At 72.3% G+C, this 26,252-nt stretch carries 24 protein-coding genes; 10 read left to right on the top strand and 14 right to left on the bottom strand.

The genetic code is table 11. The features are described from left to right. The first annotated feature begins 35 nt into the window (after nt 1–35). The 3 genes from EJF31_RS02185 to EJF31_RS02175 are packed head-to-tail and all read left to right on the top strand — an operon-like array spanning nt 36 to nt 2,680. Nucleotides 36–563, top strand: coding sequence for a SigE family RNA polymerase sigma factor (locus EJF31_RS02185; protein ID WP_125035458.1), 528 nt, complete (start codon nt 36–38; stop codon nt 561–563). Continuing rightward, nucleotides 560–1,633 (top strand): Gmad2 immunoglobulin-like domain-containing protein, encoded by a 1,074-nt coding sequence (locus EJF31_RS02180; RefSeq protein ID WP_125035457.1) that lies wholly within the window; start codon nt 560–562, stop codon nt 1,631–1,633. Before EJF31_RS02185 ends, EJF31_RS02180 begins: the two co-directional genes overlap by 4 nt. Before the next feature lie 3 nt (nt 1,634–1,636). Further along, entirely contained in the window at nt 1,637–2,680 is a 1,044-nt protein-coding gene (locus tag EJF31_RS02175) for a winged helix DNA-binding domain-containing protein (protein ID WP_125035456.1), read from the top strand. Between the two features lie 6 nt (nt 2,681–2,686). Here the strand turns inward: EJF31_RS02175 and EJF31_RS02170 are convergent, their stop codons facing one another. After that, nucleotides 2,687–4,195, bottom strand: a complete 1,509-nt coding sequence (locus EJF31_RS02170; protein WP_221767422.1) for a hypothetical protein — start codon at nt 4,193–4,195, stop codon at nt 2,687–2,689. 143 nt (nt 4,196–4,338) lie between these two features. Further along, complete coding sequence (locus EJF31_RS02165) at nt 4,339–5,646, bottom strand: HNH endonuclease signature motif containing protein (RefSeq protein WP_125035455.1); 1,308 nt, start codon at nt 5,644–5,646, stop codon at nt 4,339–4,341. A 335-nt stretch (nt 5,647–5,981) separates the two neighbouring features. On the opposite strand from EJF31_RS02165, the gene EJF31_RS02160 reads away from it, so the two are divergent. Continuing rightward, nucleotides 5,982–6,731, top strand: a complete 750-nt coding sequence (locus EJF31_RS02160; RefSeq protein WP_125035454.1) for a class I SAM-dependent methyltransferase — start codon at nt 5,982–5,984, stop codon at nt 6,729–6,731. 7 nt (nt 6,732–6,738) lie between these two features. On the opposite strand, the gene EJF31_RS02155 is transcribed toward EJF31_RS02160, so the two are convergent. Genes EJF31_RS02155 through hrcA form a run of 3 tightly spaced genes read right to left on the bottom strand, consistent with a single transcriptional unit; the run spans nt 6,739 to nt 9,713 of the window. Next, nucleotides 6,739–7,479, bottom strand: coding sequence for a 16S rRNA (uracil(1498)-N(3))-methyltransferase (locus tag EJF31_RS02155; RefSeq protein ID WP_125035453.1), 741 nt, complete (start codon nt 7,477–7,479; stop codon nt 6,739–6,741). Beyond that, nucleotides 7,479–8,651 (bottom strand): molecular chaperone DnaJ, encoded by a 1,173-nt coding sequence (dnaJ, locus tag EJF31_RS02150; RefSeq protein WP_125035452.1) that lies wholly within the window; start codon nt 8,649–8,651, stop codon nt 7,479–7,481. The genes EJF31_RS02155 and dnaJ overlap by 1 nt, the downstream gene beginning before the upstream one ends. Before the next feature lie 48 nt (nt 8,652–8,699). Then, entirely contained in the window at nt 8,700–9,713 is a 1,014-nt protein-coding gene (gene hrcA, locus EJF31_RS02145) for a heat-inducible transcriptional repressor HrcA (RefSeq protein WP_125035451.1), read from the bottom strand. Between the two features lie 75 nt (nt 9,714–9,788). On the opposite strand from hrcA, the gene EJF31_RS02140 reads away from it, so the two are divergent. After that, complete coding sequence (locus EJF31_RS02140) at nt 9,789–10,640, top strand: MBL fold metallo-hydrolase (protein WP_125035450.1); 852 nt, start codon at nt 9,789–9,791, stop codon at nt 10,638–10,640. A 96-nt stretch (nt 10,641–10,736) separates the two neighbouring features. Here the strand turns inward: EJF31_RS02140 and EJF31_RS02135 are convergent, their stop codons facing one another. From EJF31_RS02135 to EJF31_RS02125, 3 genes are all read right to left on the bottom strand, one after another. After that, nucleotides 10,737–11,177: a hypothetical protein gene (locus tag EJF31_RS02135; protein ID WP_125035449.1), complete on the bottom strand. Its 441-nt coding sequence runs from the start codon at nt 11,175–11,177 to the stop codon at nt 10,737–10,739. A 112-nt stretch (nt 11,178–11,289) separates the two neighbouring features. After that, complete coding sequence (locus EJF31_RS02130; RefSeq protein ID WP_125035448.1) at nt 11,290–12,102, bottom strand: S8 family serine peptidase; 813 nt, start codon at nt 12,100–12,102, stop codon at nt 11,290–11,292. Then, complete coding sequence (locus EJF31_RS02125) at nt 12,099–12,623, bottom strand: GAF domain-containing protein (RefSeq protein ID WP_125035447.1); 525 nt, start codon at nt 12,621–12,623, stop codon at nt 12,099–12,101. The genes EJF31_RS02130 and EJF31_RS02125 overlap by 4 nt, the downstream gene beginning before the upstream one ends. Nucleotides 12,624–12,661: 38 nt before the next feature. Between EJF31_RS02125 and EJF31_RS02120 the strand changes: the two genes are divergently transcribed. Beyond that, nucleotides 12,662–13,327 (top strand): Crp/Fnr family transcriptional regulator, encoded by a 666-nt coding sequence (locus EJF31_RS02120; protein WP_125035446.1) that lies wholly within the window; start codon nt 12,662–12,664, stop codon nt 13,325–13,327. A gap of 2 nt (nt 13,328–13,329) precedes the next feature. On the opposite strand, the gene EJF31_RS02115 is transcribed toward EJF31_RS02120, so the two are convergent. Together EJF31_RS02115 and EJF31_RS02110 are read right to left on the bottom strand one after the other, a co-directional pair. Further along, entirely contained in the window at nt 13,330–16,845 is a 3,516-nt protein-coding gene (locus EJF31_RS02115; protein ID WP_125035445.1) for an adenylate/guanylate cyclase domain-containing protein, read from the bottom strand. 75 nt (nt 16,846–16,920) lie between these two features. After that, nucleotides 16,921–18,543, bottom strand: coding sequence for an MFS transporter (locus EJF31_RS02110; protein WP_125035444.1), 1,623 nt, complete (start codon nt 18,541–18,543; stop codon nt 16,921–16,923). Between the two features lie 87 nt (nt 18,544–18,630). Between EJF31_RS02110 and EJF31_RS02105 the strand changes: the two genes are divergently transcribed. The 3 genes from EJF31_RS02105 (at nt 18,631) to EJF31_RS02095 (ending at nt 20,192) form a co-directional block, all read left to right on the top strand. Then, on the top strand, nt 18,631–18,816 hold the full coding sequence (locus EJF31_RS02105) for a hypothetical protein (RefSeq protein WP_125035443.1): 186 nt from the start codon (nt 18,631–18,633) through the stop codon (nt 18,814–18,816). A gap of 66 nt (nt 18,817–18,882) precedes the next feature. After that, nucleotides 18,883–19,749 (top strand): DUF3097 domain-containing protein, encoded by an 867-nt coding sequence (locus tag EJF31_RS02100; RefSeq protein ID WP_125035442.1) that lies wholly within the window; start codon nt 18,883–18,885, stop codon nt 19,747–19,749. Between the two features lie 41 nt (nt 19,750–19,790). Continuing rightward, entirely contained in the window at nt 19,791–20,192 is a 402-nt protein-coding gene (locus EJF31_RS02095; protein WP_221767421.1) for a DUF4870 domain-containing protein, read from the top strand. Here the strand turns inward: EJF31_RS02095 and hemW are convergent. Next, on the bottom strand, nt 20,189–21,415 hold the full coding sequence (gene hemW / locus EJF31_RS02090; RefSeq protein ID WP_125035441.1) for a radical SAM family heme chaperone HemW: 1,227 nt from the start codon (nt 21,413–21,415) through the stop codon (nt 20,189–20,191). The genes EJF31_RS02095 and hemW overlap by 4 nt on opposite strands. Nucleotides 21,416–21,471: 56 nt before the next feature. Between hemW and EJF31_RS02085 the strand changes: the two genes are divergently transcribed. Continuing rightward, on the top strand, nt 21,472–22,467 hold the full coding sequence (locus EJF31_RS02085; RefSeq protein WP_125035440.1) for a hypothetical protein: 996 nt from the start codon (nt 21,472–21,474) through the stop codon (nt 22,465–22,467). 210 nt (nt 22,468–22,677) lie between these two features. On the opposite strand, the gene EJF31_RS02080 is transcribed toward EJF31_RS02085, so the two are convergent. The 3 genes from EJF31_RS02080 to EJF31_RS02070 all read right to left on the bottom strand — a co-directional run bounded on the left by EJF31_RS02080 (nt 22,678) and on the right by EJF31_RS02070 (nt 26,252). Further along, nucleotides 22,678–24,498, bottom strand: coding sequence for a long-chain fatty acid--CoA ligase (locus EJF31_RS02080; RefSeq protein ID WP_125035439.1), 1,821 nt, complete (start codon nt 24,496–24,498; stop codon nt 22,678–22,680). Nucleotides 24,499–24,668: 170 nt separating this feature from the next. After that, a complete protein-coding gene (locus tag EJF31_RS02075; RefSeq protein WP_125035438.1) occupies nt 24,669–25,319 on the bottom strand; it encodes an MOSC domain-containing protein in 651 nt (216 codons plus the stop codon). A gap of 12 nt (nt 25,320–25,331) precedes the next feature. After that, nucleotides 25,332–26,252 carry an aminoglycoside phosphotransferase family protein gene (locus EJF31_RS02070; RefSeq protein ID WP_125035437.1) on the bottom strand — a complete coding sequence of 307 codons (921 nt, stop codon included), beginning with the start codon at nt 26,250–26,252 and terminating at the stop codon, nt 25,332–25,334.

Genomic DNA, 26,252 nt, shown 5'->3' with positions numbered 1-26,252 from the left:
CGGCGGCCAGAGTCCCTGGCGGGAGGGCTGCCCTGATGCCCGTCCCGTGGGATGCCGACGCCGCGGTGGAGCAGCTGTACGCCGCCCACTGGCGACAGCTCGTCCGCCTGTCTGTGCTGCTGGTGCGCGACGTCGGCACGGCCGAGGAGGTCGTCCAGGATGCGTTCGTCGCGATGCACGGCCGGTGGTCCCGGCTGCGCGACCCCGACCTCGCGCTGGCCTACCTGCGGCAGGCGGTGGTCAACCGGTCGCGGTCGGTGCTGCGGCACCGGGCCGTCGTGGCACGCCACGCGGCCGCCGCCCCCGCGCCTCCCGCCGAGCCCGGGACCGACCGGGCCTCGGTGGACTCGGCCCGGCGGACCGCCGTACTGGACGCGATGCGGGAGCTGCCCGAGCGGCAGCGGGAGGTGCTCGCGCTGCGCTACTACCTCGACCTGTCCGAGGCGGAGATCGCCGACGCGCTCGGCATCAGCCGCGGCGCGGTGAAGAGCCACGCCTCGCGCGGCGCCGCCTCCCTGCGCACGTTGCTCGATCCCTACTGGCTGCAGGAGGACCGGCCATGACCACACCCATGGACCCTCGCGACCCCGACGAGGCCCGCCTCGCAGAGCTGTTCCACGACGCCGTGTCCGAGGTCGAGCCCTCCGACGCCCTCGACTCCATCCGCTCCCGAACGAAGGTGACTCCCATGTCCGCACGCCGCTCCAACCCCTGGCGCTACGCCCTGCTCGGCGCCGTCGCCACGGCTGCCGTCATCGGCGCGATCGCCTTCGCCGGCGACAACCTCGGCCTGACCAGCAGCGACGACACGACCCCCGGTCCGGCGCAGCAGTCCCACCACGGCAAGCCCACGCAGGGCTCCGACTCCTCGCAGTCGCCGGACTCGCCGACGCCGACCGAGCCCGCTGCCTCGGACTTCACCGTGGCGGCGTACTACCTCGGGGACACGCCGCAGGGGGTGCGGCTCTACCGCGAGTTCGACGCCGTGACCGGCGCCGACAAGCTCGACGCCGCCGTGCACGCGCTCTCCGCGACGCCGACCGACCCGGACTACTCCACGCCGTGGCCGGAGGGCACGTTCACGGGTGCGTCGTACAACGGCGACGTGATCTCGATCGACCTCGCCGACTCCTCACTGCACGACCGGCCGTCGGGCATGAGCGAGCAGGTCGCCACGGAGGCCGTCCAGCAGGTCGTCTACACGCTGCAAGCCGCCGTGCAGGCGCGGGCGGGCGTCCAGTTCACGATGGGCGGCAACCCGATCGACCAGGTCCTCGGCGTCCCGACGTCCGAGCCGATCGCCAACGACAAGCAGATCGACGTGCTGTCGCTGGTCAGCATCACCTCGCCCGAGGAGGGTGACAGCACCTCCGGGACGCTCTCGATCTCGGGCGTGGCCAACTCCTTCGAGGCCAACGTGCCGTGGCAGATCCTGCAGGACGGCAAGGTCGTGCAGGACGGGTTCGTCACCGCCGAGGGTGCCTACGGCAACGACCTCTACCCGTGGCACGACGAGGTCGACGTGTCCCCCCTGCCCGCCGGCACCTACGTCTTCAAGGCCTCGACCGACGACCCGTCCGGCGGCGAGGGTGGCGGTCCGTTCGTCGACACCCGCACCTTCACCCTCCAGTAGCCCGTGCGGATCTCCGCGCGACAGCTCAACCGGACCCTGCTCCAGCGCCAGCACCTGCTGGAGCGGGTCGACCTCGAGGTGCCGGACCTGGTCCGGCACCTCCTCGGGCTGCAGGCGCAGGACCCGCTGCCGCCATACCTCGGCCTGCACGCGCGGCTCACCACCTTCGATCCGTACGCCGTCAGCCGGGCCCTCACCGACCGCTCGCTCGTCCGGCTGCTCACCATGCGCGGCACCATCCACCTGCTCACGCCCGCCGACGCCCTCTCGCTCCGTCCGTGGGTGCAGCCGGCGCTGGAGCGCGAGGTGCGGGCGAACGCCGCCATCGCCCCGGCCCGTGATCTCGCGCGCGAGGCCTTCACCTCGGCTGTCTCCTCGGTCCTGGCTCCCCGCTCGTTGCCCGTCAAGGCGCTGGGCGAGGCGCTCACCGGCCACTTCCCGTCCGTGCCCGCCACCGCCCTCGCCGCCCTCGCGCGGGTCGCCGCTCCCCTCGTCCAGCTGCCGCCGCGTGGCGCCTGGAAGGAGTCGGGCGGCGTCACCTACCAGCTCGTCGACCGCTGGCTCGCCGCTCCCCTCGCTCCCATCGATCCCTCCGACGTCGTACGTCGCTTCCTCGCCGCCTTCGGTCCCGCCACCGCCGCGGACGTCACCGCGTGGTCTGGCGTCACGGGTCTCGCGGCGCTCGTCAAGGGCATGTCCGACCTCGTCGTCCACTCGGACGAGAACGGCCGCCCCCTCTACGACCTCCCCGACCTCCCGCTCGCCCACCCCGACGCTCCCGCGCCCGTGCGACTCCTCGGGACCTACGACAACCTCTGGCTCTCCCACGCCGCCCGCGACCGGGTGACCGCGCCCGACCCCCGCAAGCGCTGGATGGGCCCCAACGGCGGCATGGCCCACGTCGTCCTCGTCGACGGCAAGCTCGAGGGCCTCTGGCGCCTCGTCGACGGCCGCGTCGTGCCCGAGCTGTTCCGTCCCCTCACCGTCCGTGAGCGCTCCGAGCTGGACGACGAGGTCGCCCGCGTCGAGGTCCTGATGGCGAGTTGACCCACCTCAGTCGCCATAGTGGTGCTGATCCACCGCGACCAGCACCGGAGCCTGAATGGACTCGTCGTCATCATGGAGAGCAGCTACTCCATAGGAGCTTGAGGTCGTGGCTACCGCGGCAGCCGACCCACCCGGCTCCTGGACGCGTTCTCCATCGCTCTCATCGGAAGAGTCCAGACCGTCCTGCGATGAGTAGTCCGTGGAGTGCAGTCGCTCGGCTACGGAGTCATCAACCTCTGGCGGCCCCGGGTGCGCCGCGCGCAGCTTGGGGGGTGCAGCCGACCAAGGTCGCAGCGCCCCGAGCACCTCCGCGTAGAAGGTGTCCACAAGCGTGAGGACCGAATCGATGAACGCCCCGCGGCCGCGGCCACGCTTGGCTCCGAGCGGTGCCGAGGCGGCGACCCGAAACGTCCGCAGTTCCTTGCTCGGGTCCGCCACGAGGATCGCGGGATCTTCGCGCACCTTGCTCAGGAGTTCCGCCGTGGACGTGCCACGAGCGTGGCTCACGAACGCCTCGATCCGCGTTGCGTCGGGCGCGTTCTTCAATTGACGCACCAGCCAGTTCACGCGAGTTGTCGGGCGCCCTTCCCTGGGCGCCTCGACATCGACATGACAGCTGACCCGTGAGGCCCTCAGGTCTGCAGTGACGACCAACAGGCCCGCCGTGTCGGGGATCCGGATGGTTCCGGTCAGGACTCCTGTGCGGGCCAGTGACTCTGCGAGCGCCTGCGCCCGCAGAGTCGGCTCGGCCGCCTCCTTTCGAGACAGCACAGGAACGACCTCGGTGCCGAGCTGTCGACCCAGCTGAAGGCTGGTGAACCGCAGCAGCGCGTCGAACCGGGCAACGACCTCGGCGATGCCCTTGTCCGAGGGTCGCAGCGTGCCCGCCGCGACAGCGTCACGGATGGAGACCCAGGACTCACCCATGTCGTCGAACTCCAAGGCGCCGGACTTGCGGTGCTCCAGGTAACGGATGAGTTCGCCGAGAACCCACGCCTGGTCGGGGTCGGCGACGCCGCGGAACTCCTTCTGGAGCACGGCGTCAGCCAGCACCTGACTCCAGGAGACGTGGTGGAGGGCCACCTTCCGAAGCTTCCGCCGGTCCACCTGAGTGGGGTGCTGCCCGGCGATGGCGGGTATCTCGTTCGAGATCGTGATGACCGCGTCGAAACCCTCGTTGCGAGCAATGTCGAGGTAGTTCTCCAGCTGCTCCGTGGCGAGCCTGTTGGATCCGGTCTTGACCTCCACCAGGGCGGTCCACGACTTGGCTCCGCGCGACACCCGGATCAGGCCATCGGGATAGAGGCGCTTCTCGCCCAGCGCGAAAGGCACCTCGATGAAGCAGGACATGGCACCGGCGGGAGCACCCAACGGCTTGACGAAGGCACGGCCGAACTCCTTGACCGCACCCAGGACCGCCAGGAGCGCCGACGTCGCGCGCCGCTCTTGCTCCTCCGCTCCGCTGATACCCGAAGTCGGGATCAGTCGCGCCTCATGCCAAGACTCCTCCGCCATCGTCTGATGTCCCTCCGAGTTGGTGACACTGGGCAGCCCCCAGCACCGCAGCGGGCACGACCGTACCCAAGCGCGCGTGTCAGTGGGGGCAGGTCGCCCGAACTCTGGGGGTCGTCGACGTGAGGCTCGGACAGCGTTGTCAGTCAGTTGAGCGCGGTCGTGCCGAAGGGCGTGACGAGGTAGGTCCGGCCGTGGGGTCCGGTCCAGGTGTAGGTGCCGTCGGGATTCCTGGCGTAGTGCCATCGTCGGCTGGTCTTGCAGCGGTGATGCCGCCTGCAGAGCGGGCCGAGATTCTCTGGTCGGGTCTGGCCGGGTGGCCCGCCCTCGTCGAGGGGGATGTAGGGCTCGATGTGGTCGAGGTCGCAGCCCCTCGAGTCCTTCTGGCACCAGGGGAAGACGCAGTGGGGGTCGCGGAGCCTGACCTGTTCGGCCATCCAGGCGGGTGGGTCGTGCCGGTCGACCGCGTCGAGGCGGCGCATGTCCAGGACGGGGAGGATGGTGGCGCGGGTGCCGGCGAGCCAGTCGCGGATCTTGGTCACGGTCGCGGGTCCGAGGCGTTCGGCCCAGCCGGTCGCGGACGGGTCGGCGAGGTCGTCGGCGTCGATGTGGAGGTACATCCGGGTCACCGGCTTCACGCCGTGCCCGCCGGATTCTGCGGCGATGACGCCGACCGCCCGGGCCTTGCGGACCTCCAACGACTCCTGGTTGAACGGGCTGCCGTCGGTGAGGAGCTGGTGGGCGGTGGCGCAGATCAGGTCGTGCAGGGCGGTGAGGTCGGCGGTGTCGCCGGTGATCTCCAGCGTCGAGGTCCCCGCCCAGACCCCGAGCCGTCGGGGTGAGCCGTGGGTGAGCCGCACACCCCAGGCGGCCTTCGCCTCGTCCTCGGCGTCCGCGACGTTCTCGGGGTCGAGGTCGGCGAGCGCGGCGGCGATGGCGTTCTCGATGGTCGTGACACCCCAGGCACCCATCCGGTCGGCGAGCGCGGTGTCGACGTGGTCGGCGACCGCGGCGGACTGGGAGGCGCACATCTGCGCGACCCGGCGGGCCCGCCAGGCGGGGACCTCGAGGGCTTCGACCTTGGCCCAGATCCGGGGGTGCCGGTGCTGCAGGTTGAGGCCGTCGGCGATAAGCGTGATCCCGGCGGCGGTGGAGATCCCCATCGCGGCCGCGAACGGCTCCGCGGCGAAGGCCGCGACCAGCGGTGCGCCGTCGCCGGCGATGGCCTCGTCGCAGTCCAACCCACCGCCGCTGCGGCCGGCCTCGGCCCAGGTCGCGGGACCGGTGTCGTTGGTGGCGGGGTGGCGGTGGGCCCACTGGATCGCGTACCGCAGCTTGCGGCGCTGGGCCTGGCGGTCCTGGACCTCCGCATCGGAGACCAGGTAGAGCAGGAAGTCGTCGTCCAGGTCGTCGACCTGGATCCCGATCCCGCCGTTCATGGTCTCCACCAGCATGAGTCCATTCCAGCAGCGACCACCGACAGTCCCGGCCCCGAAAGCTGCCCTCAACAGGGATCGAAAGTAAAGTTTTGAAAACCCCAATCACAGCGGTCGAGCCAGGAAACCGAGAGCCGGGAAGCAGGGTCCGGAGGCACCTCGTGCGAACCCTGCGGTGACCACGAAATCTGGAAATACGCGCCGAAGGCGCGAGGTCCCTCACCCAACGGCGGCGAACAAGGCCGCACCTTGGCCCACCGGGTTTCGAGACGCTCGCTGGCGCTCGCTCCTCAACCAGCGAAGCGCGCCACGAGACCGACTCCCGCAGTGGGGATGGGCCATGATTGCTCGCCGTGCGCTCCTTCACCGACCTGATCGACGAGGCCGAGGCGGCCGACGTGTCCGGCTGGGACTTCGGCTGGCTCGAGGGCCGGGCGACCGAGGAGCGGCCGCCGTGGGGCTACGCGCGGCTCCTCGCCGAGCGTCTGGCCACCGTCGGATCCGCCCTGGACATCGACACCGGCGGCGGCGAGATCGTGGCCGAGGCGCCCCGCCTCCCGGCGCGGATGGTGGTGACCGAGGGCTGGGCGCCCAACGTCGAGCGGGCCCGGGCGACCCTCGGCCCCCGGGGCGTCGAGGTCGTCCACGTCACGCCACAAGACCGGTTGCCCTTCCCCGACGCCACCTTCGAGCTCGTCACGAGCCGCCACCCGGTGCGGCCGGCCTGGGCCGAGATCGCCCGGGTCCTGCAGGACGGCGGGACCTACCTCGCGCAGCACGTCGGCCCGGCGTCGGCGTTCGAGCTGATCGAGTGGTTCACCGGCCCGCTGCCGCGCACCAACCTGGGACGCGTCCCGGAGGACGAGGCCGACGCGGCACGGCAGGCGGGGCTCGACGTCGTCGACCTGCGTACGGCGCGCTGCCGGATGGAGATCCACGACGTCGGCGCGGTCGTCTACCTCCTCCGCAAGTGCGTCTGGTGGGTCCCCGACTTCACGGTGGACCGCTGTCGCACACGGCTGGAGGAGCTCGACCGCGAGCTGCGCGAGCACGGTCCGTTCGTCGCGCACTCGACCAGGACCCTCATCGAGGCCCGGCACTAGCGAGACGTCAGGACCAGCGAGGGCTGCGCGACAGCAGGGCCGACACGGCCGCGACGCCCGCGGTCGAGGTGCGCAGCACCTCGGAGCCCAGCCGCACCGACGAGGCACCGGCGGCAACGAACGCCGAGATCTCCTCGGGGCTGACGCCGCCCTCCGGCCCGACGACGACGACGATCCGCCCGGAGGCGGGCACGGCGACCGACGAGAGCGGCACCGACGCCTCCTCGTGGAGCGCGACAGCGAGGTCGGCCGACCCGATCAACGACGCGACCGAGGCGGTCGACGCCATCTCGGTCACCTCGGGGAACCACGACCGGCGCGACTGCTTGGCCGCCTCGCGCGCCGTGGACCGCCAGCGGGCCAGTGACTTCACCGCCCGCTCGCCCTTCCAGACGGCGACGCTGCGCGACGCCGCCCACGGGACGATCTCGGCGACGCCGATCTCGGTGAGCATCTCGACGGCGAGCTCGCCGCGGTCGCCCTTGGGGATCGCCTGGACGACCACCAGCGAGGGCGACGGCGGCGCGGACGCAGACACCGACGACACCTCCACCGAGAAGACCCGCTTCCCGGTCGACGAGACGGAGCCCGTGACCGAGACCCCCAGCCCGTCGGTCAGCACGACCTGCTCCCCCACCCGCAGCCGGCGTACGGCGACGGCGTGGTGCGCCTCGTCGCCGGTGACCTCGACCGACGACCCGGCGGCGACGCCCGCGAGCGAGGGCACCAGGTGGACCGGCAGCGACATCAGTGCTGGTTGAACGAGTCGCGGAGGCGGCCGAAGAACGACTTGTTGCCGGGACGGACCTGGCCGGTCGGCGACTCCTCGCCGCGGAGGGCGGCGAGCTCGCGGAGCAGCTCCTCCTGGCGCGCGTCCAGCTTGGTCGGCGTCTCGACGATCACGCTGACGACCAGGTCGCCGCGACCGCCGCGCAGCCCGGGCACGCCCCGGCCGCGCAGGATCTGCTCGGTGCCGGACTGGGTGCCGGGCTTGAGCTCGAGCTCGAAGGACGTCTCGACGCCCGAGTCGGCGCCGCTCTCGACGTCGGCCTCCAGCGTCGGCAGGGTCAGCGTGGTGCCCAGGGCGGCCGCCGACATCGGCACCGAGACGGTGCAGTGCAGGTCGTTGCCGTGGCGGGTGAAGGTCTCGTGCGGCGCGATGTGGATCTCGACGTAGAGGTCGCCGGCGGGGCCGCCGCCGGGGCCGACCTCGCCCTGCTCGGTGAGCTGGACGCGGGTGCCGTTGTCGACGCCGGCGGGGATCTTGACCGTCAGCGTGCGGCGCGAGCGGACCCGGCCGTCACCGGAGCACTCCCGGCACGGCTCGGGGATGATCGAGCCGAAGCCGCGGCACGCCGCGCACGGGCGCAGCGTGCGGATCTCGCCGAGGAACGACCGCTGCACGTGGGCGACCTCGCCCGCACCGCGGCAGGTCTCGCACGGGATCGGGTGGCTGCCGGGGGCGGCGCCGTCACCGTTGCAGGTGGTGCACAGGACGGCGGTGTCGACCTTGAGCTCGCGGGCCGTGCCGAAGGCGGCCTCGGCGAGGTCCACCTCGAGGCGGATCAGGGCGTCCTGGCCGCGGCGTACGCGCGGGCGCGGGCCGCGGCCCTGGGCCGCGCCGGGCGCCCCGCCGCCGAAGAACGCGTCCATGATGTCGGTGAAGGAGAAGCCGGCGCCCTGCCCGAAGCCGCCGCCCTGCCCGCCGAACGGGTCGCCGCCGCGGTCGTAGGCCGCGCGCTTCTGGGGGTCGGAGAGCACCTCGTAGGCCATCGAGACCTCCTTGAACTTCTCCTGCGTCTCGGGGTCCGGGTTGACGTCCGGGTGCAGCTGCCGGGCCAGACGCCGGTAGGCCTTCTTGATGGCGTCGGCGTCCGCGTCGCGGGCGACACCGAGGAGGTCGTACAGGTCCTGACTCAAAACACGTTCCTTCTCGTTGCTGTGGGGGGGCGTTCGGGGAAGCGGGCCTCAGCCCTCGTCGAGGATGCGCGAGACGTAGCGGGCGACCGCGCGGACCGCCGCCATCGTGCCGGGGTAGTCCATGCGGGTCGGGCCGACGATCCCCAAGGTCGCCACGGCCTCGTCGCGCGGGCCGTAGCCGGTCGCGACGACGCTGGTGGCCGACAGCTCCTGGTAGGGGCCCTCGTGACCGATCCGGACGGTGACCGCGCCGCCGGTGGAGGCCTCGCCGAGCAGCTTGAGCAGCACCACGTGCTCCTCCAGCGCCTCGAGCAGCGGCCGGACCGCGGAGTCGAAGCTGTCGCCGTAGCGCGCGAGGTTGGCCGCGCCGCCGACCGCGATCCGCTCGTCGGAGCGGTGGTCGACGAGCACCTCGACGAGCACGTCGACGACCGCACGGGTCGCCTCACCGTCGACCAGAGGTACGGCGGAACGCAGCGCGGTGACCGCGTCGGCGATCACGGCACCCGTCGCGGCGCGGTTGACGGTGAGCCGGAGGTCGGCGAGGTCCTCGTCGCTGACCGGTGTCTCGACCTCGACCATGCGCTGCTCGACCCGGCCGGTCGACAGGATCAGCACCGCGAGCAGCCGGGTGGGCGCGAGCGCGACCAGCTCGACGTGCCGGACGGTGGAGCGCGAGAGCGTGGGGTACTGCACGACGGCGACCTGGCGGGTCAGCTGCGAGAGCGTCCGCACCGAGCGCTGCACGACGTCGTCGAGGTCGACGGCCCCGTCGAGGAAGGTCGAGATCGCCTTGCGCTCGGCGGCGCTCATCGGCTTGACCGTCGAGAGCCGGTCCACGAACAGGCGGTAGCCCTTGTCGGTGGGCACCCGGCCGGCGCTGGTGTGGGGCTGGGTGATGAACCCCTCCTCCTCCAGCGCGGCCATGTCGTTGCGCACCGTGGCCGGCGAGACGCCGAGCCCGTGGCGCTCCACCAGGGCCTTGGACCCGACCGGCTCCTCGGTGGAGACGTAGTCCTCGACGATGGCGCGGAGCACGGCGAGCCTGCGCTCTTCCTGCATCGTGACCTCCTCGCCGCTGTCGTCAGTCTTGGCACTCGCGTGTTCGGAGTGCCAAGAGTACTAGGGTCTCGGGCCATGACGGAGTTCACGGAGGTGGCCGAGCGCGTGTGGGTCGCGCGCTACGAGTGGTTCGACGTGAACATCACACTGGTCGGCGGTGACCGCGGGCTGCTCGCGGTCGACACGCACGCCTCGGCGCTGGCCGCGCGCGCGGTCCTCGACGACGTACGCCGGCTGGGCGCGGGCGAGGTGGTCGGCGTGGTCAACACCCACGAGCACTTCGACCACACCTTCGGCAACGGGATGTTCCGCAGCGCCTACGGGCAGATCCCGATCCACGCCCACGAGACGGCGGCGGCGCGGACCCTGGAGGCGGCCGAGCGGATCAAGGGCCTCTACCGCGACGACCCGTCCGACCCGCACCGCGACGAGGTCCTGGAGACCGAGGTCGTCGTGGCCGACACGACGTTCTCCTCCGCGGTCTCCCTCGACCTGGGCGACCGGGCGGTCGAGCTGGTGCACCCCGGGCGCGGCCACACCGGCGGCGATCTCGTGGTGCGCGTGCCCGACGTCGACGTGCTGCTGGCGGGCGACCTGGTGGAGGAGTCGGCGGCGCCGGGCTTCGGCGGCGACTGCTACCCGCTGGAGTGGCCGCTCTCGCTCGACATCGTGCTGGGGCTGACCACGTCGTCGACGGTGGTGGTGCCCGGTCACGGCGCCCCGGTCACCCGCGACTTCGTCGAGGAGCAGCGCAACGCGATCGGCATCGTCGCGGAGACGATCCGCGACCTCGCGACCCGGGGCGTGCCGGTCGACCAGGCCCTCGAGGTGGGCGACTGGCCCTACCTGCGCGAGGTGCTCGGACACGCCGTACGCCGTGGCTACGAGCAGCTGCCCCGCAGTCAGAAGCGGCTGCCGCTGATCTGATGCTGGTCCGGGCGCACGCACGACCGGCCCGGAACCCCTGGAGGTCCGGGCCGATCTGACGAGCGGGCCACGCGGCCCGAGGGCTCGACCGGGCGCTCAGCGCTCGATGTCGATGTCGCGGCGGGGCTGGACGTGACCCTCGACGTCGTCGTCCGCGCCCTCGGCGATGAAGTGGCGGTGACCCTCCACGTCCTCGTCCTCGGCCAGGGTGTGGCCGCCGGCCCTGCGGTGGCCCTCGACGTCGTCCTCGTCCGTCAGCGTGGGTCCACCCATCCTGCGGTGGCCCTCGACGTCGTCCTCGTCGTCGGTGAGCGTGTGGCCGCCGGCCCTGCGGTGGCCCTCGACGTCCTCGTCCTCGGAGAGCGTGTGGCCGCCGGCCCTGCGGTGACCCTCGACGTCCTCGTCGTCGGTGAGCGTGTGGCCGCCCGCCCTGCGGTGGCCCTCGACGTCCTCGTCCTCGGCGAACGTGTGGCCGCCCGCCCTGCGGTGACCTTCCACGTCCTCGTCGGTCGGCTCGTTGATCGGGTTGTCGTTCATGGTTGTTCTCCTCTGTTGGTGGGCCGCTCGCCCTGGTTGTTCCGAACTGTGCTCCTGCCGCTCGTCCTGTTCCGTCTGCTCGCTGACACAACGAGCGTCTTCTCGCGGACCCCTACGGGACGGCGTTCTCGCTCACCGCCTGGAGCACCGCCTTCACCTGGAAGGGGGTGAGCCCGGGGTGCTTGCCGAGCAGCAGCGTGACCATGCCGGCCACGTGCGGAGCGGCGAAGCTGTTGCCGGTCGCGACGATCGAGGACCGGTCGGCCCACGCCACGTCGACGTCGATCCCGCGCGCGCCGAACTCCACCGGCGGCTTCGGGTTGTAGGCCAGCCCCATCGGGTCCGTGCCCTCCCGGGCGGCCACCGAGACGACCGAGGCGTACTGCGAGGGGTACGTCGGGCCGGGGCTGTTGTTGGCCGCGCTGACCAGCACCGTGTTGCCGAAGTAGGCCTCGTCGGCGACCTCGTGCAGCGGCCCGAACATCGCCTCGCTCTTGCTGGACAGCGACAGGTTGGCGACGTGCATGCCGTGGTCGATCGCCCAGCCGATGCCGCCGTAGAACAGGGCGCCGCGGCCCTTGAGGTTGGGGCCCAGCACCCGCACCGACCAGATCTCGGCGTCGGGCGCCATCGCCTTGATGATCGCGGCGCAGGCGGTGCCGTGGCCGACCAGGTCCTCGTGCGGGCCCTCGTCGGCGCGGAAACCGTCCTCGGCGTCCGGGTCGACCACCATCGCCACTCCCCCGGCGATCCCGCCGACCCGCGGGTGGTCGCCGTCGATGCCGCTGTCGATCACCGCCACCTTCACCCCCGCCCCGGTCGAGCCGCCGAAGGCCCAGTCGCGCGCATCCGCGATGGGGAGCGCCCGCACCTCGGCGAGGACCCCCGACTCGAACGCGGCCGACCAGGCCGGCAGCAGGCTCATCGGCGCCCCGGGGCGCCGTACGTCTCCACGGCGGCGAGGACCGAGCGGCCGAGCTCGAGCAGCCGGGCCTCACCGGCGTCGCCCCGGTCACCACCGGCGACGAGGGCCGCGATCGGCACAGCCAGGGTGCCCAGGACCGCCAGCACCCAGTCGGAGGCCTGGTCCACGGTCGGATCGAGCACCTCGACCACCCCGATCACCTCGCCGTCGGCGTCGTACAGAGGCGCGGCCAGCACCGACGTCGGCACGTAGGCGGTGGCCTCGGCGACATCCCGGGCGAAGCGGGAGTCCGTCCGCACGTCGCGCACCGCGATCGGCTGGCCCGACATGGCCGCCCAGCCCGCGATGCCGCGGCCGATCGGCAGCGAGACGCCGACGATCTCCGCCGCGCCCTGCCCGTCGGCGGCCACGAACGTCAGCGACCCACCGGAGTCGTCGACGACCGCGCAGGAGCAGGCCTCGGCACCGAACAGGGCGCGCATCGCGGCCAGCGAGCGCTCCACCTCGGGGTTGGGTGTCACGGGCCCTCCTGAGGGGTTCCGGGTGGTTCACTGACGCCATGGAGTGGCCCCTGCTCGCCTCGCTCGACGACGAGGAGCGCCGGCAGGTGCTGGCGACGACCCGGCGCCGCACCTTCGCCCGCGGCGAGGTGCTGGTCCACGAGGGCGACCCGTCCGACAGCCTCCACCTGGTGGCCGCGGGCCGGCTGGCCGTGCGGGTCTCCACCGCCGACGGCGACACGGTGACCCTCAACGTGCTGGGCCGCGGCGACTACTTCGGCGAGCTCTCGCTCCTCGACGGGCACCAGCCGGTGCGCTCGGCCACGGTGGTGGCCCTCGAGCCGGCCGAGACGCTGTCGCTGTCGGCGGCCGCGTTCGACGAGCTCCGTCGTCGCCACCGGGGCGCCGACCAGCTGCTGCTGACCCTGATGGCGCGTCGGGTCGAGGACCTCTCCGCCCGACTCCTCGAGGCGTTGTACGACGGCCTCGACCGGCGCGTCTTCCGGCGCCTGGCCGAGCTGGCCGCGATCTACGGGGGCGACGCGGGCGACAGCGGCACCGCGACGATCCCGCTCACCCAGGAGCACCTCGCCGACCTTGTCGGGGGCACCCGGCCGAGCGTCAACCAGGTGCTGCAGCGACTCGCGGGCGAGGGCGTGGTGGAGCTGGGCCGCGGGCGGATCACCGTCCTGGACCGCGGCTGGCTCACCCGCAAGTCGCACTGACGTCACGTCGTCGCGCCCGCCAGCTGCTGGTCCAGCTCCGTGGCCCACGTGACCGCCCCGAGCTCGTCGAAGAGTCCGCGCGCGCGGGTCAGCAGGACCGCTGCCTCTTCGGGGCGGCCCTGCCGGCTCAGCCAGAGCCCCAGGTCGGCACAGCACCGCGCCAGCGCGGGTCGCGCGTGCCAGGCCTCGCAGCCGGCGATGGCAGCGCGCAGGTGACCCTCCACGACCTCGGGCGGCTCCCCGTCCTCGGCGGCGAGCAGTCCGCGGACCCGCTGGACCGAGGCCTCGAGGCCCAGGGGCGGCTTGTTGCGGCGGTCGGAGTCGACGATCTCGAGCAGGGTCTCGAGCGCGGCCCGGTCACCCCACGTCGCGGCCGTCTCGGAGACCAGGTGGAAGAGGGTGCTGAAGTCGTCGAACAGCCCGATCGCCTCGAACACCGAGCGCATCTCGGCGAGCACCCGGCCCAGGTCGCGGACGCCGGTCCGCTGGGCCTCGTCGAAGGCGAGCGAGAGCTGGTAGGAGGCCCGGAGCGTCGGGTCGTCCATGATCCCCTCCGCGTCGAGGCCGTCGGTCGGACGCCACACCTCGCCGCGCGCGAGCAGGATCCGCCCGCGCAGCATGTCGGTCATCGCGATGTCCAGCGGCGTCATCGAGTCCTCGTCGGCGCGCAGGAGGACCTCGTCCCAGTCTCCGGACACCGTCTGCGCCAGCACGAGGTTCAGGGCGCTCGAGCTGATCCAGTAGGCATCGCCGAAGACACGAGCGGCCTCGACGGCCTGCCGGCCGTAGCCTGCCGCGCGCTCGGCGTCGTCCTGGGTCCAGTCGGCGTTCAGGTTGCCGAGGGCTCGGCACAGGATCAGCATGTCGTGGCTGTCCCGGGCGATCTCGGCGGCCGACTCCAGCAGCATCCGCCCGAGGCCGTGCGGCCCCTTCGTCATGTAGTGGAGGGCCAGGCTGACGTAGCCGTTGGCGATCTCGCTCGGCGTGCCGAGCTTCTCGGCCAGCCGGGCCAGGTCCTCGGAGAGGTTACGGATGTCGGCGCCGGTGCGGAGCGCGGCGGAGATCATCGCGCGCAGCAGCTGGATCTCCTCGGCCGGCTCGCACTGGAGCTCCACGTCCCGGTGCCGCTCGGCCGCGACGGCGTACCCCCGGTCGTACTCGCCCGAGTTGGACAGGGCGGTGGCGAGGGTCGCCACGGCCCGGGCCGCGGGACCGACCTCGCCGAGCTCGTCCAGGGCGTCTCGGGCGCGTTCGGCGTGACCGATCGCGGCGGCGTACGCCCCTGACCTGAGCAGCTGCTCGGCCAGCTCGGCCTCGATCCGGGCCCGCAGCGGCGGGTCGTCGCAGCGGTCCAGCGCGGTGCCGAGGTGACCCGCCGCCTCGGCGGGTGACCCGAGCGCCGCGGCGCGGGCGGCGGCCCGCCGCAGGTGCGTCACGGCGGCCGCGGCGAGAGCCGGCCGGTCGGGGTCGTCGGGGACCGCGTCGAGGGCCTCGAGGTAGTGCTGGGCCACGATCGAGGCCACCTCACCCGAGTCGTCGCCCTCGGCCTCCATGAGCGCCACGACGGCGAGGTGGCTGGCCTTGCGGTCGCGCCGCGACAGGGTGCCGTAGGCGATCTGGCGGACCGCGCTCTGGACGAACTGGAACTGCCCCAGCTCGTTGCTGAAGCGATTGGTCTCGCGGCGCAGGAGCTGCACCCGGACCAGCGCCTCGAGGACGGCCTCGAGGTCGACGACCTCCGGGCAGAGCGAGGCGATGGCCTCGTGGGTGAAGGCACTGCCGACCACGCTGGCCTGGTCGAGCACGCGCCGCTGCTCCGGGGGCAGTGTGTCGAGACGGGCGGAGATCAGCGCCTGCAGCGACGCCGGCGCCCCGATGGCACCGAGGTCGAGGGCGTCGGGCTCGGCCAGGACGTACTGGCCACCGCGCGGCACCACCAGGTCGCGGTCGATGAGCGAGCGGACCGTCTCCACGGCGAAGAGCGGGATCCCCTCCGCCCGCTCGACGAGCGAGGTGCGGACCCCGTCGGGCAGGCCGACCACCAGGCCGTCGAGGAGCGCCGCCATGTCCCGCTCGGACAGCGTCTCGAGGTGCAGCACCGTGACGCGGCGGTTGGTGGCCAGCGACGGGTTGGCCTCGAGCAGTCCGGGCCGGGTGAACAGCACGACGAAGCAGGGGAAGGTGCCGACGCGCAGGAGGTACTCCAGGAACATCAGCAGGCCGTCGTCGGCGTGCTGCGCGTCATCGATGACCAGCGCGACCGGGATCTCGTCCTCGCTGACCCGGTGCAGGAAGGTCGTCCACGCGGCGAAGAGGTCCTCGCGCGGGAAGGCCCCCACGGCGCCGACGCCCAGGAGCGCACCCAGACGCGGTCCGAGCCACTCGCGCTCCTTCAGGTCGGGCACGTAGCGCTCCAGCCCGGCGGCCAGCAGCTCGGCCGGGTCGTCGTCGGGCTCCACCTCGTCGTCGGTCGCGGTCAGCCGCTGGAGCCGGACCCGGACCGCCTCGGCCAGCGCGAAGAACGCGACGCCCTCGCCGTAGGACAGGCAGCGGCCGCTGTGCCAGCGGACGGGGTCGTTGAGGCCGTCGACGTACTTCTCGAACTCCCAGCCGAGCCGGGACTTGCCGACCCCGGGCTCGCCGTCGACCACGAGCAGGCTGGGCCGGTGGGACTCCTCGACGCCGTGGAAGAGCTCCTTGACGAGCCGCAACTCGCGGTCGCGACCCACGATCGGCGCCTCGAGGCCGTCGGCGCGCTGGGCGCCACCGACCGCTGCGACGACGGCGCGCACCGACCAGAGCGGGACGGGGTCGGCCTTGCCCTTCATGACGTGGCTGCCGACGTCGACGTACGAGATCGCCGACGAGGTCAGCAGCCGGGTCGTCTCGTCCACCCACACCTGGCCGGGCTCGGCGGCGGACTGCACGCGCGCGGCGGTGTTGACGGCGTCGCCGGCGACCATCCCCTGCTGGGCGGCGCCGACCGTGACCGCGACCTCGCCGGTCACGATGCCCACGCGCATGGCGAGGTCCGGGACCCCGACGTCGGCGCCGAGGGCGTCGATCCGGTTGACCAGCTCGAGGCCGGCCCGCACGGAGCGCTCGGCGTCGTCCTCGTGCGCGGTCGGCACGCCCCACACCGCCATCACGGCGTCGCCGATGAACTTCTCGACCGTGCCGCCGTAGCGGGCGATGATCTGGCGGCACTCGTCGAAGTACGTCGAGAGCAGCTCGCGGACGTCCTCCTGGTCACGGCTCTCCGAGAGGCTTGTGAAGCCGACCAGGTCGCCGAAGAGCACGCTGGTGACCCGGCGTGACGCCACCGCCTGCACCGGGGACGCGACCGCCGGGGCAGCGGCCGCCTGGGCCGCGCCGCAGGTGCCGCAGAAACGGGCGCCGGGCACGATCTCGGCCTGGCACGTGACGCAGGTGTGCGCCACCAGGCTGCCTCCACACGCGTGGCAGAAGCGGGCCGTGTCGGGTTGCCCCGCGACCCCACAGGTGGCACAGGTGGTCACAACGGATCCCCCGATCGCTCACGTGACGCGTGGCCATCCTGCACCGCGGGCCACCCCCGCGTCGCCCTTTTGGGCTCAGATACCCAACCGCCGCGAGACCACGTCCTCGGCGGCCGCACGGGCCTCGTGGACGCCGGTGACCGCCTCGAGGAAGTCAGCCCGGTCCAGCGCCAGCAGCGAGGTGTCGGTCCGCGCCGTCACCGTCGCCGTGCGCGGGACGTCGCGGACCAGCCCGATCTCGCCGAAGAAGTCGCCCGGACCCTCGGTCCGGAGCACGCGCCCCTCCTGGGTCACCTCGACCTCGCCGGCGACGATGACGTAGAAGCGGTCCGAGTGCTCCCCCTCCCGCACCACCGCCTGCCCGGCCGCCACGGCCACCGGCTCGGCCCGGTGCGCCAGCGACTCCACGACCGGTCGCGGCAGGGGCGCCAGGATCGAGGTCGCGGCCAGCAGGTCGAGGTGGGCGGGCACCGCCAGCCGGCCGTCGAGGCGTCGGGCGCGGGGCAGCATCGAGAGCGCGTACGCCGTGACGGCCACGCCCAGCACGGCCAGCGAGGCCCGCAGCCCCACCCACCCGATCAGCGGCGGCGCCAGGAATGCCCCGACCGCCACCGCGGCGATCAGCGCGCTGTCGACCGCCGCGAACACCCGCGACAGCACCCGGTCGTCCACGATCCGCTGCGGGATGGTGTCGAGCCCGACGTTGACCCAGGGGTCCATCAACCCGATCAGGGCCAGGGCGACCAGAGCGGTCACCGGCGAAGGGGCCACGGCCATCAGCAGCAGCGGCAGCGACCAGCCGAGGACGCCCACGACCATGTCGCCGGCGAGCCGGCCCTTCGTCGTACGGGTCAGGATGACGAGGCCGCCGAGCACCGTGCCGACGCCGAGCAGCGCGTTGAGGTAGCCCACGCCGGCCGCACCCGTGTCGAGCATGTCGACGGACACGATCACCATGAGCACGGTCAGCGCGCCCCACACGACTCCCTGCGCCGAGGCCAGCCCGGTGACCAGCAGCAGGTCCCGGTCGCGCCGGATGGTGGTGAAGCCGGCCATGACCTCCCGGAGGAAGCCCTCGGGCGTCTCGTGCTCCTCGGGCTCCCCCTCCCCCGGCGGTACGTCGATCGCCGCGACGAGGAGCAGCGACCAGCCGAACGTGGCCACGTTGAACCACAGCGCGGCCTCGACGTCGACGAGCCCGACCAGCAGCGCGCCGAGCGCCGGTCCCGCGAAGCCGACGACGTTCTCGATGTTGGCCGCGACCGCGTTGGAGGAGGTGAGCTCGTCGGGGTGCTCGACCAGGCGCGGGATCAGGCCGGCCTGGGCCGAGCGGAACGGCGCCCCGACCATGCCGGCGACGATGGCCAGCGCGTAGACCACCAGCGGCGGGCCGCCCAGGCCCATGCTCACCGCCGCCGCGGCGACGAGCACCGCCCGGGTCGCGTCGGAGGTCATCATGAACGTCTTGCGGGCCACCCGGTCGGCCACGACCGCCCCCAGCGGGGCGGCCACCGCGATCGTCACGAACCGCACCGCCGAGAAGACACCCACGGCGGTCGCGCCTCCGACCGAGTAGGCCCAGACGGTGATGGCGGTCGCGTAGGCCCAGTCGCCCATCCCGGAGCCGAGGAACGCGAGCTGGACGCGGCGCAGGTCGCGGTTGGCCAGGACCCGTCGCAGGGACTGGGTCGCCGTCATCCGGCCAGCGTAGGACGGGGCGGACGCCGGGTCGGGCGCTTTGGCAACACTGTCGCTCGGCGCGATCGGCGGCTAACGTCGCGTGCCATGACGGACTCCCCCAGCAGCCAGGCCGACGGCGGCATCTCGGACGACCAGCTCCCCGAGGACCTCCGCCCCACCGACGACAACCCGCTCGCCCAGGACCTCGACGAGGACGTGGAGGTCGACGACCTCGACATGGACGGCGGCAAGGGCGCCGACGAGTGGGACGACGAACAGCTCGAGGACTGACCTCACACCGGGTCTCGCGGCGCGCCCTGCCCGGCCCGGCGGCGTACTCCTTCTAGCGTTGAGCGGGTGACCTCCCGCGACCGCTACGGCTCCGACGTCCTCCAGACCGACTGGCGCGCGCCCAAGCGCGGCCGCGCCGTCGAGGCGCCCGCCGAGCTCGGCACCGTGGTCGAGGAGGTCACGACCGACTGGTGCGGCGAGATCGTCGCCGTCGACCGCGACCTCGACACGGTGACGCTGGAGGACCGCCGCGCCCGCCGGCGTACCTTCCCGCTCGGGCCGGGCTTCCTGCTCGACGGCAAGCCGGTCATCCTCGTCGCGCCCGTCCACGTCTCGGCGCCTGCCAAGCCCACCCGCACCGCCTCCGGATCGGTGGCCGTGCACGGCGCCAAGGCCCGGGTCGCCCGCGCGAGCCGGATCTTCGTCGAGGGCCGCCACGACGCGGAGTTGGTCGAGAAGGTCTGGGGCGACGACCTCCGGATCGAGGGCGTGGTGGTGGAGTTCCTCGGCGGCGTCGACGACCTCGCCGACCACCTCCGCGACTTCAAGCCCGGACCGCAGCGCCGGGTCGGAGTCCTGGTCGACCACCTCGTCCGCGGGTCCAAGGAGAGCCGGATCGCGGCCAACATCGCGAAGTCGCCGATCGGCAAGGACGTCCTGATCGTGGGCCACCCCTTCATCGACATCTGGCAGGCGGTCAAGCCGCAGCGGCTCGGGTTCGAGCGCTGGCCGGACGTCCCGCGCAGCATCGACTGGAAGACCGGCACCTGCCAGCAGCTCGGCTGGCCGCACCGCAACCAGGCCGACATCGCCCGGGCCTGGCAGCACATCCTCGGCGGCGTCCGGTCCTTCGCCGATCTCGACCCCGCCCTGCTCGGCCGGGTCGAGGAGCTCATCGACTTCGTCACCGCCGAGGGCCCGGCCCGTGGGTAGGCCCGTGGGTAGGCTGGCGGGCATCGAGAGGGGAGCACGCCATGAGTGACCCGAACCAGCCAATGAACCAGCCGATGAACCAGCCGCCGCCCGGCACGCCCGTCCAGCTCACCAACGACGAGGTCACCTGGGGGTGCGCCGCCCACTGGACCGCACTCGTCGCCTCCGTCGTGGCGCTGGCGTTCCTCGGTCCCCTCATCGTGATGCTGACCAAGGGCAACGAGTCGGCCTACGTCCGCGCCCAGGCCGTCGAGTCGCTGAACTTCCAGCTCTCGATCCTGATCTACGGCGTCGTGTCGTTCGTGCTGGTCTTCGTCCTGGTCGGCTTCCTGCTGCTGCCGGCCGTCGGCCTGCTGTGGCTGATCTGCACGATCATGGGCGCGGTGCGGTCCAGCCGCGGCGAGCTCTACCGCTACCCGCTGACGATCCGGCTGGTGAGCTAGGGCAGGAGGTCCCGCACGACCGCGTCGGCGAGCAGCCGGCCGGTCGTGGTGAGGACGAGCCGGTCACCGGTGCGCTCGAGCAGGCCACGCTCGACGAGTCCGGGGACGGCCGCCGCACCCACCTCGTCGAGGACGTCGGTCGGCAGGCCCTCCCGCAGCCGCAGCTCGAGCAGCACCCGCTCCACGCGCCGGTCCTCCGCGGACAGCACCTCCCGCGCGTGCCCGGGGCTGACGCCCGCGGCCAGGCGGTCGGCGTACGCCGCGGGGTGCTTGACGTTCCACCAGCGCGTGCCACCCACGTGGGAGTGCGCGCCCGGACCTGCCCCCCACCAGTCGTCGCCGCGCCAGTAGAGCCGGTTGTGCTCGCAGCGACTCGCGTCGTCGCGCGACCAGTTGGACACCTCGTACCACCCGAGCCCGGCCTGTTCCATCGCGTCGTCGGCGAGGAGGTACTTGTCGGCGAGGTCGTCGTCGTCGGGCATCGGCACCTCGCCGCGCCGGACCATCCGGGCGAAGGCGGTGCCGTCCTCGACGATCAGGGCGTACGCCGACACGTGGTCCGGCTCGCAGGCCAGGGCCGCGTCGAGGCTGGTGCGCCAGTCGTCGAGGGACTCCCCCGGCGTGCCGTAGATGAGGTCCAGGCTCACCTGGTCGAAGCCGGCCGCCCGCGCCCACTCCACGACCGCCGGGACCCGCTGGGGGTCGTGGGTGCGGTCGAGGGTGGCCAGGACGTGCTCGACGGCCGACTGCATCCCGAAGCTGACCCGGTTGATGCCGCCCGCCCGCAGGTCGTCGAGCGCCCTGAGGTCCACGCTGTCCGGGTTGGACTCGGTCGTCACCTCGGCCCCCTCGACCAGCCCGAACTCGTCGCGGATCGCCCCCACGACCGCCGTCAGGTCGGCCGGCGCCAGCAGCGTCGGCGTGCCGCCGCCGAAGAAGACGGTCGACACGGGCAGGTCGACGTCGCCGAGCGTCCGCCGGGCCCGGCGTACCTCCGCGATCGCGGCCTCGGCATAGGTCGACCGCGACGCCCCCGGCGCCGCCCCGGGACCGCCCAGCTCCTCGGCGGTGTAGGTGTTGAAGTCGCAGTAGCCGCACCGCACCGTGCAGAACGGCACGTGCACGTAGAACCCGAACGGCCGGCTGCCCAGCTGCGCCAGCGCCTCCTCGGGGAGCGACCCGTCGGCCGGGACGGGATCACCAGCGGGCAGGGCGGAGGGCATGGGTCCATCGTCCCATCCCGCCCCGAGAGCGGGTCGTCCGGCTGAGCGCGGCGGTGGTGACGCGCTCGGCCGGACGACTCTCAGAACTGGCCTGTGGACAACCGATCCGACGTCGCCTGAGCGGGCATCAACCCACCATGAGCCTTCCCGAGGAGCTGGTGAGCCTCTCCCGACGACAGCTGGGCGTCGTGGCGCGACGACAGCTGTTGCGCCACGGCATCAACCGGCACCACGTCCGGGCCCAGGTGCGCGCCGGGCGCTGGCAGACGATCGGCCCCGAGGTCGTCGTGCTCACCACCGGCGAGCTCACCCGCGGCCAACGGATGTGGGCGGGGGTCCTCCACGCCGGTGAGCGCGCCGCCGTCGGCGGGATCACGGCGCTGCAGGCGCGCGGGTTGGACCGCTGGCACCGCGAGGCGATCACCGTGCTCGTCCCGAAATCGCTCGGCATCGACTCCTTTCCCGGCGTCACGTACGTGGAGACCCGTCGCCCGACCGTCCCCTGGTGCGGACCGGGCACCCTCCCGATGTGGCGGGTCGAGCCCGCCGCCCTGCTGGTCGCGGGCTACTCGCCGTCGATCCGGACGGCGCATGGCCTCCTCGCTGCGTGCGTCCAACAACGCCTCACCACGCCCGACGAGCTCGACCGGTGGGCGCGAGCGATGCGTCCGTTACGGCGTTCGAAGCCGATGCGCGCCTTCATCGCCGGACTGGCCGGTGGCATCGAGTCACTGGCCGAGGCTGACCTGAGTGCCCTGTGCCGAGCGCACCGGATTCCGCCCCCGACGCGGCAGGTGCAACGCGTCGGATCCGATGGGCGAACCCGCTACACCGACGCGGAATGGCACCTGAGTGACGGCCGAGTCGTGGTGCTCGAGATCGACGGAGGACTCCACCACGACGTCGGCCAATGGCAGCGCGACGTCGCCCGTGAGCGTGCCCTGGTGGCCACCGGCGTCATCATGCTGCGGTGCACCGCCTGGGAACTCCGGCACGATTCCGCGGCCATCGCGCGCGACCTGCGCCTGCTTGGAGTCGGGTCGTCCTGCTGAGCGCGGCCGTGGTGACGCGCTCGGCCGGACGACCCGACCGGCCCAGCCGCTGGCGCTCGACGATCCGGGGCAGGTCGTGGGAGAGGCCGAGGTCGTGGTCCTCGAGGTCGTGGTCGTCGTGGGTGCTCATGCGGACATGACACCGGCGCCCCCTGTGCGGCCGCTGTGGACCGCGCAAGTGGCGCCGGTGAATGAGTCGGTGACGGACGGTCAGCTGTAGAACGCCGCGATCTTGTCGCCGTAGTTGCCCTCGACGACGTTGCGCTTGACCTTCATCGAGGGGGTCAGCTCACCCGACTCGATGGTGAGGTCGTGGTCGAGGATCTCCCACTTCTTGATCGTCTCCCAGCGGTTGAGCCGGGCGTTGAGGTCGTCGACGTACCCGCTCACGAGGGCGTGGACCTTCTCGGACCGCACGATGTCGGTGTACGACGCCCCCGACATGCCGTTCTCCTCGGCCCAGCCGGCCATGGCGTCGGGGTCGAGGGTGATCAGCGCGACACAGAAGTTGCGCTCGTTGCCGAACACCATGAACTGGCTGGCGTAGGGGCAGACCGCCTTGAACTTCGACTCGATCGCCGACGGGGCGATGTACTTGCCGCCGGAGGTCTTGAAGAGGTCCTTGATCCGTCCGGTGATCGTCAGGAAGCCGTCGGCGTCGAGGCTGCCCTTGTCGCCCGTGTGCAGCCAGCCGTCCTCGGTGAGCGTCTTGGCCGTCTCCTCGGGGAGGTTGTGGTAGCCGTCCATGACGTGCGGGCCGCGGATCAGCACCTCGTCGCCCTCGCCGAGCTTGACCTCGCTGCCCGGCAGCGCGGGGCCGACGGTGCCGAACTTGTAGTCGTCGGGGTGGTTCACGAAGCCACCGGCCGAGCACTCGGTGAGGCCGTAGCCCTCGAGGATCACGATACCCGCGGCATGGAACCACTCGGCGATGTCGCGGTTGAGCGCCGCGGCACCGGAGATGAAGAAGCGGACCCGGCCACCGAAGCGGTCGCGGACCTTGCTGAAGACCAGCTTGTCGAAGAGCGCGTGCTGCACCTTCAGCGGCAGCGGGACCGACTTGCCCTGGCGCTTGAGCTCGTCGACCGCGAGGCCGACCTTGAAGGCCTGGGTGAAGATCTTCTCCTTGGCCCCGCCCTCGGACTGCGTCATCGTGACGATCCGGCCGTGGGCCTTCTCGAAGATGCGCGGCGCGGCGCCCATGAAGGTCGGCTTCACGATGCCGAGGTTCTCCACGATCTTGTCGACGCGGCCGTCGATGGCGGTGGCGAAGCCGCAGGCCAACTGCGCGGAGAGCAGCACCTTGCCGAACGAGTGGGCCATCGGCAGCCAGAGGAACTGCAGGTCGTCCTCGTGCAGGATGTCCTGCACCTCGATCGCGGCGCCCTCGTAGACCCAGGACTTGTGGCGCAGCCGCACGCCCTTGGGGCGGCCGGTGGTGCCGGAGGTGTAGATCAGGGTGGCGAGCTGGTCGGGGGCGATCTTCTCCGCGATCGCGGCGATGATCCCCTCGTGCTCGGCGAGGTAGGCGTCGCCCAGCTCGGCCAGCTGGTCGAGGTCGATGATCCAGCTGTCGTCGGTGGTGCCGTCGAAGGTCACCACGCGCAGCAGGTGCGGCAGCTCGGCCTTGCGCTCCTTGAGCTTGGCGATCTGCTCGTCGTCCTCGGCGAAGACGACACGGCACTCGGAGTCACTGAGGATGTACGCCGTGTCCTCGGCGTTGGTGGAGGGGTAGACCGTCGTGGTGGCGGCCCCCGCGCACATCACCGCGAGGTCGGCCAGGATCCACTCGTAGCGGGTGCCGGAGGCGATGCCGACGCGCTGCTCGGACTCGATGCCGAGCGCGAGCAGCCCGGCGGCGAGACGCTCGACGCGGTCGCCCGCCTCCTGCCACGTCACCGACTCCCAGGACTCACCCCGGGGGAAGCGGAAGGCCTCGGAGTTGGGCGACTTGGCGACCCGGTCGAGGAACTGCACCGCGACGTTGGGGGCGAGGTGATCGACGAAGCTGGTGTCGGTGTTGACGGGCATGACACTCCTGCACAGGCATCGAGGGGCTGCGAGCGTGGGCTAGCACGCGAGGAGGTCGTCCGTGGTGACTTCCTCGATCAGTAACCTAGATCACCGGGTTACGGACCGGTAGCAAAACCCCCTGGGCGCTCAGGATCCGGATCGTGTACAGGGCTGCCGACGATTCGTGCCTACGCCAGCGAGGCGACGTACTTCTCGGCCCGCTCGCGCGCCTTCACGGGGAGACCGTCGACCCGGAGCAGCTCCGGCAGCAGCGCGTGGTCGGTGGTCAGCGCCCGGAACATCGTCGAGACCGTGACCCCGTGGCCGGGGCGGTGGCTGACGGTGATCTCGTCCCCCGCACGGATCAGGCCCTCTTGCACCACGCGCAGGTAGGGCCCGGGCCGGCCGGTCTCGGTGAAGCGACGGACCCAGGCGCGGTTGTCGTAGCCGCAGCGGCCCATCCAGTTCTTGAAGTCGTTGCACGGGATCCGCACCGAGGCGACCTCGAGGACCGCGTCGCCGACGAGCCAGCGCTCCCCCACCTCTGCCTCGTTGACGTCGATGCCGGAGGTGGTGAGGTTCTCGCCGAACTGCCCGTCGCGGACCTCCTCGCCGAGGTCGGCCGCCCAGAGGTCGAGGTCCTCACGGGCGAACGCGTAGACCGCCTGGTCCACGCCGCCGTGGTGTCGCCGGTCGGAGATCTGGTCACCGTCGAGCCCGAGCCGACGGGCGAGCACCGGGCCGGCCACGGGCTGCTTGTCGATGGAGGTGCGCCCGATCTCGGCCCAGGCCGCCTCGCGCGGAGTGCCGAGGTTGACGGAGAGGAGGAGGGCGCCCATGCGCCGATCCTCTCAGTCCTGCACGGCCTTCGCGATCGCAATACAGCGGGTGATCCACTCCCGCTCCCCCTCGTCGAGGGCGCGCGCGGCCCGCTGGGCGTCCTGGATCGACCAGTGCGCATTGAGCACCATCCGCACCACCACCCAGTCACGGGCCCGCTGCTCGTCGAGGCCGCCGTCGTCGACGAGGGTGAAGAACCGCCGCCGCACCGCGCCCCGGACGTTGCCCGACTCCGTGACCCGGTCCCAGAGGTTCCAGAGCATCGGGGCGGGCTCGTAGTGCGGGTCGCCCGACATCGGCTTGGGGTCGATGACCAGCCACGGCTCCCGGTCGGCGGCCAGCACGTTGTGCTGGTGCAGGTCGCCGTGCACCGTCGTGCCGACGCTCGCCGGGTCGGCCACCAGGTCCCGCGCGAGCGAGACCGCCTGCTCGACGAGCCGCCGCGGGACCGGCGCGTCCCGAGGGAGCGTGCCGAGGGCTGCGGCCCAGCGAGCGACGTACGACGTGACGGTGCGCAGCTGCGGCGGCGCCGGCCGGTGGATCACGGGGTAGAGGCCGGCCACGATCTCGCAGGCCTCCGTGTCTCCGACACTGGACAGGTCGCGGGCGTGGACGCGCTCGAGCAGCAGCGCGTGGCGACCCGGGTCGGCCCGCAGCAGCCGGACCATGCCGCGGCCGCCGGCCCGCTGCAGCATCAGCCCCTCGAACTCGCCCTCGTCGTCCCCGTCGAAGCCGACCTTGAGCACCGCCGGCTCGCCGGCGGCGGTGCGCACCGGCACCACGACCGAGCAGAAGCCGCACATCGGCTCGCCGTCGACGGCGAGATCCCACTCGTCGAGGAGCTCGTCGACCAGCCGCGGCAGGCGGTCCAGCCACGCACCCCAGTCGGGACCCAGGGCGCGCTGGCGCTCCAGGTCCGCGGGGATCCGCAC

The sequence above is a fragment of the Nocardioides sp. LS1 genome (assembly GCF_003865225.1).
GTDB classification, from domain to species: domain Bacteria; phylum Actinomycetota; class Actinomycetes; order Propionibacteriales; family Nocardioidaceae; genus Nocardioides; species Nocardioides ginsengisegetis.
Note: the sequence above shows the minus strand (reverse complement) of the source record. Positions and strands in the feature narration are given on the sequence as shown.

Excerpts from the sequence above, each read along its gene's own strand:
- hemW (WP_125035441.1), bottom strand. The coding sequence starts at position 21,415 with ATGCCCTCCGCCCTGCCCGCTGGTGATCCCGTCCCGGCCGACGGGTCG.
- EJF31_RS02075 (WP_125035438.1), bottom strand. The coding sequence starts at position 25,319 with ATGGGCGCCCTCCTCCTCTCCGTCAACCTCGGCACTCCGCGCGAGGCG.
- EJF31_RS02170 (WP_221767422.1), bottom strand. The coding sequence starts at position 4,195 with ATGGCGGAGGAGTCTTGGCATGAGGCGCGACTGATCCCGACTTCGGGT.
- EJF31_RS02180 (WP_125035457.1), top strand. The coding sequence starts at position 560 with ATGACCACACCCATGGACCCTCGCGACCCCGACGAGGCCCGCCTCGCA.
- EJF31_RS02095 (WP_221767421.1), top strand. The coding sequence starts at position 19,791 with ATGAGTGACCCGAACCAGCCAATGAACCAGCCGATGAACCAGCCGCCG.
- EJF31_RS02185 (WP_125035458.1), top strand. The coding sequence starts at position 36 with ATGCCCGTCCCGTGGGATGCCGACGCCGCGGTGGAGCAGCTGTACGCC.
- EJF31_RS02110 (WP_125035444.1), bottom strand. The coding sequence starts at position 18,543 with ATGACGGCGACCCAGTCCCTGCGACGGGTCCTGGCCAACCGCGACCTG.
- EJF31_RS02165 (WP_125035455.1), bottom strand. The coding sequence starts at position 5,646 with ATGCTGGTGGAGACCATGAACGGCGGGATCGGGATCCAGGTCGACGAC.
- EJF31_RS02080 (WP_125035439.1), bottom strand. The coding sequence starts at position 24,498 with ATGCCCGTCAACACCGACACCAGCTTCGTCGATCACCTCGCCCCCAAC.
- EJF31_RS02105 (WP_125035443.1), top strand. The coding sequence starts at position 18,631 with ATGACGGACTCCCCCAGCAGCCAGGCCGACGGCGGCATCTCGGACGAC.
- EJF31_RS02155 (WP_125035453.1), bottom strand. The coding sequence starts at position 7,479 with ATGTCGCTGCCGGTCCACCTGGTGCCCTCGCTCGCGGGCGTCGCCGCC.
- EJF31_RS02140 (WP_125035450.1), top strand. The coding sequence starts at position 9,789 with ATGACGGAGTTCACGGAGGTGGCCGAGCGCGTGTGGGTCGCGCGCTAC.
- EJF31_RS02135 (WP_125035449.1), bottom strand. The coding sequence starts at position 11,177 with ATGAACGACAACCCGATCAACGAGCCGACCGACGAGGACGTGGAAGGT.
- EJF31_RS02120 (WP_125035446.1), top strand. The coding sequence starts at position 12,662 with ATGGAGTGGCCCCTGCTCGCCTCGCTCGACGACGAGGAGCGCCGGCAG.
- hrcA (WP_125035451.1), bottom strand. The coding sequence starts at position 9,713 with ATGCAGGAAGAGCGCAGGCTCGCCGTGCTCCGCGCCATCGTCGAGGAC.
- EJF31_RS02130 (WP_125035448.1), bottom strand. The coding sequence starts at position 12,102 with ATGAGCCTGCTGCCGGCCTGGTCGGCCGCGTTCGAGTCGGGGGTCCTC.